The 16,828-nt window shown below is 30.0% G+C and carries 8 protein-coding genes; 1 reads left to right on the forward strand and 7 read right to left on the reverse strand.

What is annotated here, in order from left to right; genetic code table 4:
* Nucleotide 1: 1 nt before the first annotated feature.
* Entirely contained in the window at nt 2-1,783 is a 1,782-nt protein-coding gene (locus V3255_RS00800; RefSeq protein ID WP_341516272.1) for a PTS transporter subunit EIIC, read from the reverse strand.
* 22 nt (nt 1,784-1,805) lie between these two features.
* A complete protein-coding gene (locus V3255_RS00805; protein WP_341516273.1) occupies nt 1,806-2,570 on the reverse strand; it encodes a glucosamine-6-phosphate deaminase in 765 nt (254 codons plus the stop codon).
* A 942-nt stretch (nt 2,571-3,512) separates the two neighbouring features.
* Between V3255_RS00805 and V3255_RS00810 the strand changes: the two genes are divergently transcribed.
* Nucleotides 3,513-4,661, forward strand: a complete 1,149-nt coding sequence (locus V3255_RS00810; RefSeq protein ID WP_337892317.1) for an amidohydrolase family protein — start codon at nt 3,513-3,515, stop codon at nt 4,659-4,661.
* 241 nt (nt 4,662-4,902) lie between these two features.
* Here V3255_RS00810 and V3255_RS00815 read toward each other — a convergent pair whose 3' ends face one another.
* The 5 genes from V3255_RS00815 to V3255_RS00835 all read right to left on the reverse strand — a co-directional run bounded on the left by V3255_RS00815 (nt 4,903) and on the right by V3255_RS00835 (nt 16,806).
* Nucleotides 4,903-6,081, reverse strand: coding sequence for an IS3 family transposase (locus tag V3255_RS00815; protein ID WP_341492024.1), 1,179 nt, complete (start codon nt 6,079-6,081; stop codon nt 4,903-4,905).
* 820 nt (nt 6,082-6,901) lie between these two features.
* The gene (locus V3255_RS00820; RefSeq protein ID WP_341516274.1) at nt 6,902-10,111 is read right to left on the reverse strand and encodes a P110/LppT family adhesin N-terminal domain; all 3,210 of its coding nucleotides are present in this window, start codon (nt 10,109-10,111) and stop codon (nt 6,902-6,904) included.
* A gap of 25 nt (nt 10,112-10,136) precedes the next feature.
* On the reverse strand, nt 10,137-13,394 hold the full coding sequence (locus V3255_RS00825; RefSeq protein WP_341516275.1) for a P97 family adhesin: 3,258 nt from the start codon (nt 13,392-13,394) through the stop codon (nt 10,137-10,139).
* A 661-nt stretch (nt 13,395-14,055) separates the two neighbouring features.
* Nucleotides 14,056-15,975, reverse strand: coding sequence for a DNA gyrase subunit B (locus V3255_RS00830; RefSeq protein WP_333503807.1), 1,920 nt, complete (start codon nt 15,973-15,975; stop codon nt 14,056-14,058).
* Nucleotides 15,976-16,155: 180 nt separating this feature from the next.
* Nucleotides 16,156-16,806 (reverse strand): phosphotransferase, encoded by a 651-nt coding sequence (locus tag V3255_RS00835; protein WP_332976623.1) that lies wholly within the window; start codon nt 16,804-16,806, stop codon nt 16,156-16,158.
* Nucleotides 16,807-16,828: the final 22 nt, after the last annotated feature.

A 16,828-nucleotide genomic window follows, 5' to 3' on the forward strand; every position in this document is an offset into this window, starting at 1 on the left:
ATTATTTTCCTATTATTTTGCGAACGTGATCAGCAACAAATTCAACATCAGTGCCAACTATAATTTGTAAACCTTTATTGCCAACACGAACAATTCCTCGACCACCAGCTGCAAGAATTTTTGCATCTAAATGTTCATCTTTTTTATTATCTTTAACAATAAGTCGCAGTCTTGTTGCACAATTTGAGACTTCTTCAATGTTTTCTTTACCGATAATTTCAATAAAGTCTAATGCCATTTTTTCATATTTGTCACTAACTTTATCAGTGTTTTTAGCTATATTTTCATTATGCGGGTCTATTTTTTTAGTACTGTCAGTTTCTAAATTTTCATTATTAGTGCTTAATTCAGTTTCAATTTTGTCTTCGCGACCTAAGGTTTTAATATCAAACTTTTTAATGAAAAAGTAAAAACTTGAGCCTTGAATTAAAAACATTATTGCTGAAAATGCCCAAATTCATAGTGGATTTGCCAAAATTCCACTAGTTTTTGCAAAGGCTCAAGAACGTGGGAAAGAGACAATATAGTCAATAAATCCGGCACTAAATCCAATTCCGATACTCATTCCAGTTCATGTTACGAACATATAAATTAATGAAGTAAGAAAAGCATTTAAAAGTCATAAAAGTGGTGAAATAAAAATAAAAGTAAAAATTAAGGGTTCATCAATTCCAGTGAGAAAACTTACAAGTGTTGCACCTGCCAAAAATGTAGTAATTGTTTTGCGATTTTCCCGTTTTGCGGCAAAAATCATTGCCACAGCAGCACCAGGAAGTCCACCTAAATATAACGGGAAAAATCCAGTTGTAAATCCACCAGAACCAATAATTCCGGTATTAAATGCAGTTATATCTCCATTTACAGTATGAATATCACCAGCATTTGCAATAGTTTTTCCCACTGAATCAACAACAGGACTAATTAATACACCTTCAATTGGCAATTGGAATCAAACAAAAGTATTTAAAATATGATGAAGTCCAAAAGGCTGCAAAAGTCGATTAAGAAATGCATAAACTGAGACATAAAATCCCCGGGCATAACGATTTGCACTCTGATCTGAAAGGGCTGAGCCAATTTTAATTAGTCCATATTGAGCCCAAGGTCAAATAATTGCAAAAAATAAACCAAGCGGAATAATTGATAAAATTCCTAACATTGGCACAAATCTTCGACCACCAAAAAATGAAAGAGTCTGGGGTAATTTAACGTTTTTGTACTTATTATACAAAAACGCAACAACAATTCCGACAACAATACCGCCAATAACCCCTGAGTCTAACTGGTAGACGGGCTTGCCAGCTTTTAGGAAATACAAAAGTTGCGTCAGTCCTTTAAGTTCGCCTGATTCGGCCACTAAAACTTTTGAATAAATTGCTTCAGCAAGCTGATTTTGTTTTAAAAGTGCTGTCATTCCGTATCAGACAACAGCACCAACAAGTGCGGCTTCGCCGCGATTATCTTTGGCAAAACCAAACGAGATTCCGATTGCAAAAATAATTGCCAAATTATCAAAAACAATTCCACCTGGAGTTGAAATTAGTCGCCCGATAAATTTTTGTGCCTCGGAAATTCCAATAGAACCATTTGCCGAAGGATCTTGAATTAATGCGCCAATTCTTAATAAAAGTGCAGCGATTGGCAAAACTGCAATTGGAAACATAAGTGATTTTCCAAGCCGTTGTAATTGGTTTAAAATCCGATTGAAAACCGAATTTTCTGATTTATGTGATTTTTGTTTTGGAGTAATTTTTTTAATTTTACCAGAAAATTTAGCGGTCATTTAAAAACCTTTCAATTTTTTTTTAGTAAAAAATTGCTTTATCAAGTGTTTCTTTTGATAATTTAGAGGCAGCTTCTTTGTCTAAAATAAAAGTACAATTTGGATGCAACTGTAAAAAAGAAGCAGTAATTTCTGAATTAGGCTTTTCTTCTAACATTTGTTTTGTAACGCCGGCTTTATGCAAACCAAAAGAAACCATAATTGCTTTTTTTGTGTGTTTTAAAATTGTCTGAACTCCCATTGTCATTGCTTGTTTTGGACACTCGTCAAAGTCGGAAAATTTCCCTTTTTTAACCATATCAATAATTGTCTCATCTGTTAAATTAGTAACATGAGTACTTGAGTCAAAAGGTGTTCCAGGTTCATTATAGGCCATATGCCCGTTGACTCCGATGCTAATATATTGCAAATCAATCGGATTTTCAGCGATTTTTTGCTCATAACGTTTTACTTCTTGGTCAAGATCTACCGCTTTTGAGTTAGGAATATTAATATGGGAGACTGGAACATTAACATGGTCAAATAAATTAGTTTTCATTTGTTTGATAAATGCCTCTGGATGATCTTGGTCAATTCCGACAAATTCATCAAGATTAAATGTTGTAATTTTATCCCAGGAAGTCCCGTTTTGCAGGTGGTCTTCAATTAAAAGTTTATAAGTTTCAATTGGCGAAACTCCGGTTGCAAAACCTAAAACTGAATTAGGTTTTGTTTTGATTTGTTCAATAAAAAGGTCTGCACAATATTTGTGTAGGTCAGTTAATTTTTCAAAAATTAATATTTTCATTTTAATGTTCTCCAATTTAAAATAGCAAATAAAAGTTGTTATTATTATTTGCTCAATTATAATTTTATCAAAACAGACAAAAAAAAAAAAAAAGTAAAAAAAAGTATAAGAAAGTAAAAAAAGTTAGTATATTAATTTAAGACGCATTAAAAAAAGGTTTGTCAAAATGAAACAATACAAATTTAGAGTTGAGGACAAATTTAAGTACATTAAAATTGCTGGATTTAAAGTCCTAAAAATTGCAACTTTATGTTTTTAGGAAGAATTTCCCGAGTTTGACAGTTTGATTGCAAAAAAATCACTTTTTAGTGAATACAAATACGCAAAAATAGCGGTAAATCTGTGTTTTTTGGGCTAAAATCTTAATTTTTATTATTTTACAGTTGCCCTTTTCCAAAAAAAAAAAAAAAAATGTTTGGTCTAGAAAAAAATTTTGTTATAATAAACCTCACTAAGAATGAATTAATAAATTTTGATATTGAATTAAGGAGGAATTAGTTATGATGCTGCCATAAAAAAATCAGAAAATGCGAATTTTCCGTTATATTTTTAAATATGATGGTATGCCTTAAATTTGACCGTTTAGAAATCTACAAATTTATGGCTTTTTTAATTGTTCTTTCAAAACTTCATATATTTTTTTTAGGCTCAATGTAAGTAAAAACGAGTTTTCTATTTGCATTGAGTTTAAACAGCAGTTGTATTTTTTTATTATTTTTGCCAGTGTTTTAAAATAGGTAATTAACTTTTGCCAAAAAAGTTAAAAAAGTGCACAAAACCAGACTAAATTAGTAGAAAAAAATAAAACAACTAGTTTTTTATCGGTGATTTTGATTGGACGACTTTTGTTAATTTTTCTACTAATTTTTTAAATAGTGATACAATTATTTAAAAATTCAAGTATTTTAAAAATAGCTTAAAAAATAAAGGCAAATTTAAAAAATGTTATACAAAAATTTAAGAATTATAAGCCATTTAGAAGAATTTTTTGGTTGAATTGAGTTAGATGAGTGCGGAGCTATTGTCAATTTAGGACGTGGAAATACCGATTTTGAAGGTATTGATTGCAAAAATAACATTTTGTTACCAGCTTTTATCGATTCGCACACTCATGGTGGTTATGGTTTTTCATTTGAGGATTTTTCTAGTCCAGATTGAGAAAAGAATTTTCTTGAGTATAAAGAAAAATTACATAAATTTGAAGGTGTAGCGGCTATTTTTGGAACAACAGTCACTCAATCTTGGACTAAAATTCAACAAAATTCTGAGTTTTTTAGTATTTTACTTAAAAAATATCCATATTTTTTGCTAAATTGGTATTTAGAAGGGCCTTTTATTTCTGTTGAAAAAAAGGGTGCTCATGATCCAAATCTAATTATTTCGGCTAAAAATTTTCATTTTGATTTTTTAGCAAAAAAATTTGCTAAAAAAATTACAGTTGTAGTTGCCCCTGAAAGAAACTCGGCAAAATTAATTGATTTTTATCATAAGTCAATTAATTTTGCAATTGGCCATTCAAATTGTTTTGACTTTGAAAAAGATCATGAATTAAAAAACTACCGTAGATTCACTCACTTTTTTAATGGCAGTTCTAATTTTGATCATAGAAGTCAATCACTTACTAACCTAATTTTTGAATCAAAATTACCTAGAAATTTTCTTGTTGAGCTAATTACTGACGGACTTCATATTAGAAATTCAACATTAAAATTTACAATAAAAAATCTTAAAAAGGAAAATTGAATTGCTGTTTCAGATTCACTTGCCCAAAAAGGACTTAAAGACGGATTTTATAATTTAGGAGACTTAGAAACTGAGAAAAAAGGCGATTTATTTTATTTGAAAAATTCACAACAAATCGCCGGAAGTGGTATGAGCTATCTTAGTATTCTCAAAAATTTAAAGCAAAACCTTAAACTTTCATGGCAAGAAATTGTTTTCTGCTCTTCGTATAATGTTGCAAAAGCCAACAATCTTTTAGATTATTTTGGGATAGTCAAAGTTGGCCAAAAGGCAAATTTTGTTATTGTTGATGATGATTTTAATCTAAAGATGGTAGTAATTTTTGGTCAAATTTACACTCATTTTTAAATTTTTTTGTAGCAAAGAATAAATTTAGAGATAAAAAATATAAGTTTGATTTTAGAATTCTGAACTTTTTCTTTTTCAGAAATCAAAAAAACCTATGAATCCATAGGATTTTTTGATAATTTTAATAAAAACTATCCTGAGTTTGACAGTTTGATGGCAAAAATTCACTTTTTAGTGAATATAAGTATGTAAAAATACCGACAAATAAACTAGGACAAAAAAAATTAACAGTTTAATATTATTATAACATCATAGCATATTGCTGTGGTGTTTTTCAATTTAAAATTGATTGAATTCTATAGTTGTTGTATCAAAATATATAATCTGCAATTATTTTTTTCAGATCTTCAAAAGTTATTTTGCTGTAGTTTAACTCGTTTAAGCATTCACTTTTTATAATTGAAAATCAATATTCAGCCTCCCTATTATCCAAAGAATTTCCTATGCGAGACAACGAAACAGTTCCTCCCATTTTATTTATTTTGTCAATATAGACTTTTGAAGTGTATTGAAATCCATGGTCTGAATGAATAACAAAATCTTTATCTATAGACCTAAATGTCTTTATATTATCCATAACTAAATTAAGATCATTGCTTACAGATAGTTTAAAATCTCTGATTTTTTTAGTTTTATGCTCAATTATTACAGACAAAAATACATGGTTTTCCTTAACATCTCTGGGAGCTTTTATATATGTAACATCAGTAGCAAAAATATTCCTATTTAATTTATCATTGTAGTCGCGTTTAACAATATCCGGCAGTGCGAATTTGGTGTTCTTAATTTCGCTCTTTCTTCTTTTTTTTCTAATTTTGCATACTAAATTCAATCTTTTTAAATGTCTTCCAAGACTTCGAGGGTGAATGTAAATATTATATTTTATATAAATATAAGCACTCAACCTTAGGCGACCATATCTACCTTTGTTATCAAGAAAGGATTTTTTAATTATTGCGTCATTTTTGTGCTCTTTTACTTTTATAACTCTAGTTTTAGATTTTGCCACTGATTGTCTGCATACATTAAAAATTTTTGCAGATTTGCTGTAGGCAATATTTAGTGTTTTGGCTTCACTAAGTTTTCCTGATTTTAATTTATTTTTGTTGGTTTCGTAATATCTCTTAGCTATTTCTATTAATTCTTCTTTTGTAAATTCGTTTCAATCGGGTTCAATTTGTTTTTTAGGTTTGCCACTCCCTGGCTTTCTCCTCGCGCCCTTTTTATCTAATAATTGATCTTGCATACCATTATTATAATACCGAATAATTTTTTTGATTCTTCGAACTAGTTGACTTCTGGTTGTAAAATTTGTATCTGGCGAAATATCATTTATATAATTTATTGTTTTTTTTAATCCAAATTCATTGTAAATTTTATAAATCATATCAAACTCGTCTTTTTTAAAGTGTCTTGACATTAGTATTTCCCTTTTTGTTGCATTTGAAAATTTAAAAAAACTAACACTTTTGGTGTTAGCTTTCTCCTTAAACTCGGACAAAAAAGCCAACACCTTAGTGTTAATTTTTTTTGTCCTAGTTTAAAATCCGTGTTTTTTGACCTAAACCTTAACTTTTATTATTTTAAAATCAGCCCTTTGTAAAAAAAAAAAAAAAATGCTTGGTCTAAAAAAAATTTCTGTTATAATAGAGTCACTAAGAATGAATTAATAAATTTTGATATTGAATTAGGGAGGAATTAGTTATGTTTTTTGTCTAATGCGCTCTGATAGCGCGAATTTTTCATCATGTTTTTAAATATGATGAAATGCCTTAAATTTAACCGTTTAGAAATCTACAAATTTATGGCTTTTAATTATGGCTCTTTCAAAACTTCATATATTTTTTTAGGCTCAATTTAAATAAAAACGAGTTTTCTATTTAAATTGAGTTTAAATAGTAGTTGTATTTTTTTATGATTTTTGTTAGTGTTTTAAACTAAAAAAGTAGTTTAAAAATTTCATAATTTTGCTTTTTAAGTTAAAATTTTAGCTTTTTTAGTTTGCTTTATTTGATTAATAAGTTGATTTTGCATTCATGAGTGTTAGATTTAAAATTTAGTGTTTTTGATTTGATAGTTATTTTTCCTGACTTTACCGAAAAAGTTAAAAGGTGCCCAAAACTAGGAACTTTTTTAATATGATCTCATCAAGCTAGGAAACTCGGGAAAATAACTTTTCTTTCCTAAAAATCAAAAAAACCTATGAATCCATAGGTTTTTTTGATTAACTTTAATAAAAACTATTTCTTAATGTAAGCATCAATAAATGCATCAACTATTTCTTGACGAGCAAGAGCAGTTTTACCTTCTGCAAAATCACGATTATCAAAAACAGCTAAAGCTTTCAATGTAATTGTAGATTGAGATTTACCAGAGTCGATAGTTTGAGGTTGGCCTTCAAACGTTGTCCCTCTTGAAGTTGTTGCAGCTGGTTCAACTGGACCTATTTGAGCTCAATCTAAATTAAAGAAGTTTGGGTAAGGGGTTCAGATTTTTGAAGGGTTGATATTATAAATAACATCTCCTACTTCTTTGTAATTTTTAGGATCCTGAGTGTTGGAAGAATATAGACTTAAAGTTATTAAATAAGGTGTTTTTATTATTTCTAATAAAAGATTTGCATCCTCTTCAATTAAATGTTTATTTTTTTCAACATCAACATCTTCTTTTGGTGAGTAAAAAGATTGACTAAAATAGACGTTATTTGCAGTGTCATTAATTGCTGGCACTGTTGGTTGTGATTTATTATCGTTTACAAAAAATTCAATTTTTTTATAAAGTATTTTGGTTGATTTATCGTTAGGAAATAAACCAACAGCAGCAGCTGAATCCTGCAAGCGTGAAGATGGTTTGAGAGTTGTTGGTCTATTTTCTGGGGTTGCATTTGTTCTAGAAATTCCTGATGTAACTAGAACTTGTTGTTTATCAACAATTTTTAATTTATTGGCATAACCACCAAAAAATTGAGTAAAGGCACTAAATCCGAGACTTCTGTCGCCAAAAACCCGAGTGAAGGAAGAATAATTTTCAAATTGTTTATAATCCATTCCGATAACATAAACTGGTTTTTGATTTTTTTTTGATTCAAGTTTTTGGATAAAAATCCCTTTTCCATCTTTATCCGATAAAAGATAATGCTGTTTTCCATCAGAAATACCTTTTGCACTAAAAGCTAAATAAAGCACACCTGAATCGATACGTGAAAATGGTTTTGCAGACACCTTTGGCTTAGCTGCTTCGGTTTTAGTAGCCTCTGCTTTTACGGCTACAGGTTTAGTGGCTTCTGTTTTTGTAGCCTCAGTTTTTGTTGCTACCGGTTTTGCTGCCTCTGTTTTTGTCGCTTCAGTTTTAGTTGGCTCAACTTTTGTTTCCTCAGTTTTAGAACCTTCAGGTTGAATACTTTGAAATTTCAAAGGTTTTGTAAGCTCAAGACCATCAGCGGTTCTTCTTGCTTGTTCAGATTGGAAAGCTAGTCCTTTGTTTTCAGGATCAACTAAATCAACTTTACCAGCTTTTTCGTTAAGTTCTAAACTAATTGGATCTAAAAATAAGGAGGGATTATATTTTTTAATAATGTCATAAGCTGATTTTTCAGAGTTAATAACATTATTAACAACAATTTGGGAAGAAGCAAGAACTTTTGAGTTATCATTGGTTGAAACTAATTTAAAGTCAAAAACTAATTGGTGATCTTCTTTAACATCAATTTGGTATTCAACTTTTGCATCACTAAGATTATAAATTGAAGCTGTATTTAGTGTTGTCCAAACATTAGTTCCAATTTTTTGAGCTGGTTCAGGGGTTGAACCGCCACCTGAAGCTGAATCAGTATTTGAGTCACCAGTTGAACCACTACCCCCGCTCGATTCTTCTTCAGCAAAATTAGAAACATTTACAGATTGTGAGCTAATTGAGCTAGCTTTTGCTTTAGCTTCTTCTATTACTTTTTTAAGTTCTTGCTTTGATTTTGTAATTTCTTTGCTTGTTGGGAATCTACCATTGTCAAGTAAAAATACTTTTGTAACAACTTCATCGCTAGGATTTTCTAGATTCTCGTTAGCTTTTGCTAGTTCAAAAAGTTCGTCTACTGTTTCTTTAATTTCATTAGTTGAAAGTGTTCTTGGTCCACTTTGATCTTTGAGACTAAATTCTTGAACTGAATTTACTGATCCAAGAAGTTGACCTAAGGCTTGCTCGTATTTATTCAAATCAACAACTACATCAAGATAAACGGTTATTTTTTGTTCTAATTCGCTATCTTGACGACTAAAGTTAATATCAAATTCAAAGCGAACTTTTTTATCTTTAAGAAGTTTTTGTTGATCAGCTTGGCTAATTTTGGTTGCATCAAAAAGTTTTGGTTCAATTTTGAGATCAAAAGTCCCGAATTTTGTTCTTGGACTTAATTGGCTTAAGTCAATTTCAAAAAGTTCACTAACTGGTTTTTTAATAATTTCTTCAGTATCTGTTCCTGATTTTTTATTGTATAAAAAATCAACTAATGTGGTTTTGTCTTTAATTAGTGCATCTTGAAGGACTTCTTTCATTTTAATGTTTCCGCTAAAATGATCTTGAAGTCAAGTCATAAGAGTTGATTTAAATTCATCAGGATCAATTAAACCACGAATTTCAAGGCTTAATTTTTTAGTTTTGTTATCTTTTTTATTAACTAAATTAACATCTAAAAATAATTTTTTATCTTTTTCTGTAAAAGATAATTGGTTTTTTGAGCCAACAACAGCTTCAAGACTATAATCACTATCCAAGAAAATCGGCTCATCTAAAGAATTATAAAGACTAAGACTAGCCCCAGAAGTAGCCAGTGAGCTTTCAAGTTTGGAAAAATTATTGATAATACTTGTTGATTTTTGGAAATTTGTTTTTAGTTTATTTTCAAATTCTTTTTGTAAAAGATTGCTTCTTGAGACATCAATAAAAGATTTTGACTCATCAACTTGAAATTTATCAAGATCACCGCTGGCTTGATCACTAGCTGCAAAACCTTTGAGTTCAATTTGTTTTGAATAAGTTATTTGTTCTTTTTCTGAACGAGCAAAAACTACAACATTTTTAATTGAATTACCTTCAACAACGGCATTTTCAAAATTAAAACTAATTTGATAGTCTTTTGATTTTAGATCGCCAAAATCAAAACCTGAACTTAAATCAAATTGGTAAAGTCTACTTTTGGCTGCTGCAAGTGCAGTTTTTGCTGAAATATTAGCAATATTTGGATTTAGTTTTAAATTTGAGACAATTGTACTAAATTGTTCGCTTGAAACACTACCTGTATTTGCAAGGGCGTGCTCTGTTGGGCTTTCATTTAAAAATGAATAATAAGAATTATTATACGCTTTTAGACCCAGCGGGATCCCAATAACAGCGCTTAGTGCAATTGCTGATCCTAAAATTGTTGATACTAATCAAAAAGGCTTTTTTAATAGTTTCATTTTTTTCTCCTATTTTGAAAATTATTTAGCTGCTGCTACTGACAGTCGCTGCTGCTGTTGAGGTGGTTTCAGTTTTACTAATAGTAATTTTAACTCTTAGAGTTGATCTTTTTTGAGGAGTTGCTGTAGTTCCGGATGATTCTGTACCTGAACTAGAACTAGATTCATCTTTTACTAAAACAAAAAATAGATCTTTAGTAGTTTTGCCAAATGAGTCTGAAATTGATTCAACTAGGGTTTTATAATTTTTATCTTTAAAATGAGTTTCGAGGTATTCATCAACTCTTTTTCCTAATTCAGGAAGGTAACTTTTAAGGCTTGTGTCTTCAGTTTTACCTTGGTTTGGAGTACCTTCAGCTTTTTTGCCTTGATTCTGAGCGCCTTCTGCTTTTTTGCCTTGATTCTGAGCTCCTTCAGCCTTTTTACCTTGATTTTGCGCTCCCTCAGCTTTTTTCCCTTGGTTCTGAGCTCCTTCAACTTTCTTACCTTGATTTTGTGAGCCTTCTGCTCTTGGGAAAGTTAATTTTGAATAACTGTCTGAGTCAAGACTGGTTTCTCTAAATTGGCTTTGAAGTTTAATAACGGCACTATCTAGTTCATTAATTTCTTTTCTATTTTTATAGACAGTTTCATCTTCGAGTTCTAGAAATGCTTTTATTTCTGGAGTTTTAACATTTAATATACTTCCATCGTTGGATTCAAGTTTGAAGCTAAATTTAACAGGTAAAACTTTCTCTTCTTTTTTGCCTTGGTTTTGAGCTCCTTCAGCTTTTTTGCCTTGATTTTGAGCACCTTCAACTTTCTTGCCTTGGTTTTGAGCACCCTCTGCTTTTTTACCTTGGTTTTGTGCGCCCTCTGCTTTTTTTCCTTGGTTTTGTGCGCCCTCAGCTTTTTTGCCTTGATCCTGTGCACCTTCAGCTTTTTTCTGTTCTTCTTCAGTTTTTTCTTTGCTTACTTCTTCAATTTTTTTAGAAAGTCCATCTTTTTCTTCTTCAGCTTCCTTGGTAAATTCAAGTGTATATTTTAAATTGTCATCAAGTTTTGCCCAAGACTTAAAGTTGTCAAACTGACCAGCTTTTAGGAAAAATGCTGATAAAACATCGCCAAATTTTTCAAATTTGGCATAATTTTCTGTATCAGTTGCAGACCCACTTGTTTCTTTAGTTGTTACTTTTTGAGTTTTTAGAAAGTCAAAAATTGATGAGTCATCCTTTTTACTTTCAAGTTCAGTTTTAATTTTTGTTGGCAGAACCAAAGTTCCATAAAAACCGATACCTTCGCTGTCTCTTCACAAAGTATTGAATGAAAGTTTTTTGATATCGTCTGAAGTTGTAGTCAAACTAATTTTATTTGCTTCTTCAAAAATATTGTCTTTAGAATCTAAAAGACTTTGAGGTATTTGACTTGATTCACCAATAAGTCCTCATTTTTTAGTAAGTTCAAAAAGTGTTTCCAAAAAAGTTTTTCTGTCTTTTGTTAGTAAATCTTGGAAATAACTAGCAACTTGGTGTCCATCACGGAAAAAATTACGAGATTCAATACTTGAAACTCCAGCATTTCTAGTTGATTGAGTCCCGTCTTTGGTCATTCTTTTAATATCAGATAAACTTGGGTGTTTAATTTTTCCAACTCAAGAATCTAATAAAGAAATATAAGGTCTAAAGTCTAAATCGTAATTACGTTCTAAAATATTGCGAATTTCATTGGTTTTTGGACTGTCTTTAAAAAGAGCATCAATTTCTTCTTTTGCAACCTTACGTGCAGATGATTTGATTCCTGCACCATATTGGTCAAAAACTGCCTGTTTTTGTTTGTTTTTTTCTCCAAGTCCTTCTAAAAAGCGTGTTTTAAAAATATCGCTATTTAACTCGCCTAAGTTTTCTAATTGTTTAAGTCCGCTAATCTCAAGAGTTCCAGTTTTTTGACTAATTTCGAGTGGAGAATTGCTTGGCATGAAAAATTGGCTATTAACTGAAATTGTATAAGGAATTAAAACTTTAGTTTTATCGCTTTCATCAATTTTTGCTTCTAATGGATCAAATGAAACTTTAAGAGCTTGACTTGAGTTGTGATTTTTGAACTTTTGACCAAAGTTACCAAAACTAAAAGCAAGTTCTTTGTCTTTTAAAAGATCTAAAATTTCTGACTTTAGACTCTCAGAGCGCTGAGCTGGATCGCTAAAAAATCCAGATTTAATTTGGGCTAAAAATTCAACAGCCAGTTTGTCGCCCATTTCTGAATTAAAGTCTGTTTTTGTTAAATTTTTCAAACTTAAATTATCAAAAAAATCTGAATAATTTAAAAAATAAGAACTTTTATCGTTTTTTTCTAATTTAATTGCATTTACAACAGTAGAAAAACTTGAACTTGAGTCAAGCATTTGTCTAGCGCTTGAAGTAAGATTTGCCTCTAAAAAAAATGAAGGAACTTGATTTTGAAGACTAACAAATTGACCGGTTGACTTATCACGGGCAAAATCAAAATTAAAAATTGTATCCATTGAATTTGGAAGTTTATTTTCCTGTGAGTTTTTGAGGCTAGCTAATAAATTCTTAAGTGAAGGAAAATAAGAGCTAATTTTTTCACCAAATTCTTTTGAGTCTTTTGATTTATTTAGGTCATGTTGAAAATCAACTGGTCTAATTGTGCTAGGATCTGTTGGATTTGAACTAGCTGAATTTTGATCAGCAAAATTGGCGGTTCTAGCAGAAATTAAATTTTGAACTTGCTGATTAAGTCTGCTGGTAATTTTTTGTAAGGAAAAATTAAATTCGGCAATTAAAATAGTTGATTCTTTGACAAAAGAAACAACTTGTTCATAAATGTCAGATTTGGCAACATCGCCATTTTGTAATTTTTGGCTAGCTTGAAATTTAACTTTAAAATTTTGGTTAGCATCATCTGGGAGAATTTCTAGAATTTGGTAACTAATTTTTGCATCAGAAAATTCTGAGTCAGAAAAGTCTAATTTTTCTAAATTCCCACCCTTTTTCTCAAAAAAAGAAAAGGATTCAAGCGCATTTTCGGCATTTTTAATTTTGTTGCTTTCATCTAAAAGCGCTGATTTTACGTCTTTATAATCTGAATCAGCATTAAAAGCATTTAAATTAAAGGCCAAATTTGAAACACGAGATGCAAACTGATTTACTTGAGTTCTTGGATTTTCAGAATTATATTTTATATTTACTGTAAGACCTATGGTTAGGCCGACAATACCAGCTCCGATAAGTCCCGAAATCCCCCCTGCTAGCAAAAGGGTTTTGGATTTTGATGATTTATTCATAGAAACCTCCTATGTTGTACTAAAAATAAAAAAATAAATAGTTTAAATTATAAACTAATTTTATTTTCATAATTATACATAGTAATTATACTAATTTTCAATTAAAAAAAAAAAAAAAAGGAGCTGAGTTTGACAGTTTCATGGCAAAAATTCAATTTTCAGTTGATATAAATATGCAAAAATACCCGTAAATCCGTGTTTTTTGACTAAAACCTTAATCTTTATTATTTTAAAATTAAGATTTTGCAAAAAAAAAAAAAAATGTTTGGTCTAAAATAAAATTATGTTATAATAAATCTCACTTAAGAATAATTAATAAATTTTGATATTGAATTAAGGAGGAATTAGTTATGTTTTTGCTGTAAAAAATCAGAAAATGCGAATTTTCCATTATATTTTTAAATATGATGGTATGCCTTAAATTTGACCGTTTAGAAATCTACAAATTTAAGGCTTTTAATTATTGTTCTTTCAAAACTTCATATGTTTTTTTAGGCTCGCTGCAAATAAAAACGAGTTTTCTATTTACATTGAGTTTAAATAGTAGTTGTATTTTTTATGATTTTTGCTGTTTAGTCCATCAGGGAAGCTCGTAAAAAAAGATAAAAACTAGAAAAATTACTTCTAGCTTTTATTTCTTTTTTTGACAATATGCAAAAAATTAAATGTCAATTTTTGCATATTGGGCATTTTCTTCGATAAAAATTTTACGCAAAGTTACGTCTGTGCCCATTAGTGAGTCAAAAATTTGTGCTACTTCTTGGATATTATGAATTTGAACTTGTGTCATTCGACGGGTTTTTGGATCCATTGTTGTTTCTCAAAGTTGTTCAGGATTCATTTCTCCAAGTCCTTTGTATCTTTGGATAGTAAATTTAGGATTTTCACCACTAATTTTACTTAAAATAGCCTCTTTTTCTGCATCATTATAGGCATATTCGATCTTTTTATTGTAAGAAATTTTGTATAGCGGTGGAATTGCAATATAAACAAAACCATATTCAATTAACTTTTTAAAATAACGGAATAAAAATGTCAAAAGTAATGAGCGAATATGAGATCCATCTGAATCAGCGTCAGTCATTATTATAATTTTTTGGTATCTAATTTTACTAATATTAAATTCAGGACCAACTCCAGTACCAAAAGCGGTGATCATTGAAATAATTTCTTCATTGCGTAAAACTTTTTCAAGTTGAAAGCGTTGTGAGTTAATCACTTTTCCTCGCAAAGGTAAAATTGCTTGAAAATTACGATCGCGACCCATTTTGGCGCTCCCGCCAGCTGAGTTTCCCTCAACTATATATAATTCGGCGATTTGGGGATCTTTTGTTGAACAATCAGCAAGTTTTCCTGGAAGAGTTCCTACATCAAAGGCTGATTTACGCTTTACTGCTTCGCGAGCAGACTTAGCTGCCCGAGCTGCTTTTTGAGCTAGTAGATTTCTCTTAATAATTTTATCGGCATTTTCTGGATTTTCAGCTAAAAACCGTTCAAGAACAGTGCTTAGAGTTTTGTTTACAAGTGGACGAACTTCTTTGTTATTTAGTTTTGCTTTTGTTTGACCCTCAAAAATAGGGTTTGTATGTTTAACCGAAATAATTGCAATTAGGCCGTCTTTTATATCTTGTTTGTCAAATTTATCAGCTTCAGATTTAATAAATTTATTATTAATTGCATAATTATTTAGAATTCTTAAAAGTGAGTCTGACAGTCCCAGTTCGTGAGTTCCACCTTCGATATTGTGAATATTATTTGTGTATGATTTAATTTGTTCGTGATCTTCACTTATATAATTTAGGGCGACCTCGATTTTAATAATTTCATCATTATGTTCAAATTCACCTTCAGCATAAATGATTTTGTCACTAACTTTTTCAAAATCCTTGCTAAGATCAGAAACATAATCACGAATTCCGCCATTATAGCAAAAACTTTGATTAAATCCGTTTCTTTTGTCGATAATTGCAAACTCGATTCCTTGAGTCAAGTAGGCTGTGTTTTTAATACGATTTACGATTGTTAAAAGTTGAAAATTATTTTTTTCCAAAATTTCAAAGTCGGGCTGAAAAATAATAGTTGTTCCTGTTTCATTTTTTTCCAAGTCAGCAATTGGACTTAAATCAGCAAGTTTTTGACCGCCATTTACATATTCTTGAAACCACAATTTGCCTTCGCGTTTAATATAAACTTTTAAATTTTTAGCTAAGGCATTAACAACAGAAGCGCCAACTCCATGTAGTCCGCCAGAAACTTTATAGGATTTTCCATCAAATTTTCCACCTGAATGAAGAACGGTAAAAACAACTTCAGCAGCCGAAACACCATGTTTTGGGTGAATTCCAACCGGAATTCCACGCCCGTTATCCTCAATACTTATTGTATTGTCATCTATAATTGTTAAGGTAATTTTAGATGCAAAACCAGCAAGCGCTTCATCAACAGCATTGTCAACAACTTCTCAAACTAAATGGTGTAATTCGTTAATTCCGGTTCCACCAATATACATTCCAGGTCGTTTGCGAACAGCTTCTAGACCTTCTAAAACAACAATATTTTCAGCTTGATAATCTTTTGACATTATATTTTTTCTCCGACAAGTTACATTAAAATTTTACCATAAAAAGCAAAAAATGTAAGTGTTTTAACTTATTTTTTAATTGATAATTTTAAAAAATAAGTTAAAAAATAAGAAAAAATACTATCAAAATCAGCTTAAAAATTTAAATTTTTATATAAAAACAGGTTGGTAAAATTAACTCTAAACATACCACTTTTTATTTCAAAAGTCTGTAAAAATCTTGTATAAATATATAAAATCATTGAATTTTTCAGTGTTCAGACCAAAAAATTCAATGATTTTATCAGCGGAAATTCCTAAATTTAGATGGAAAGAAACATAATCAAAATAAGGGTCATTGTACCTAACTCATTCAAAATCAATAAAATAAAGATTGGTTTTAGAAACAATAATATTTTTAAACTGTAAATCGTTATGACAAATTACTTGAGGATCAAATTGATATTTTTGAACTAGTTTTTTGTATTTTTCATCGTCAATTTCGTCAATTTGTCAATCAAATTTAGTAATTTTTTGATTTTGTTGTTGGTGAAACTTTGAAAGTACAGTGAATAACTTTTCAATATAAAAATCTAAGTTTTCTGAGTCTAAAATTTGTCCTTCAATCCATTTTTTAATGTAATTTCCATTTTGGTAAAAAAGAAAATTTGGATCGTTTTGAATGAAATTTTCTTCATTTTGTCAATCAACAAAATTATTTTTTGCTATTCGAATTTGTACTTTTTGACCTTGATAAAAAGCAATAAAAGTACAATTGTGCAAGCCACAATAAATCAAAGTTGGATTTTTTATCAAAGCACTAATATTTTGAGGAAAAACGCTGAAATTCATAGGTTTTTTTGATTAATCGAGA

Source organism: Mesomycoplasma ovipneumoniae, assembly GCF_038095975.1.
Taxonomy (GTDB): domain Bacteria; phylum Bacillota_I; class Bacilli_A; order Mycoplasmatales; family Metamycoplasmataceae; genus Mesomycoplasma; species Mesomycoplasma ovipneumoniae_C.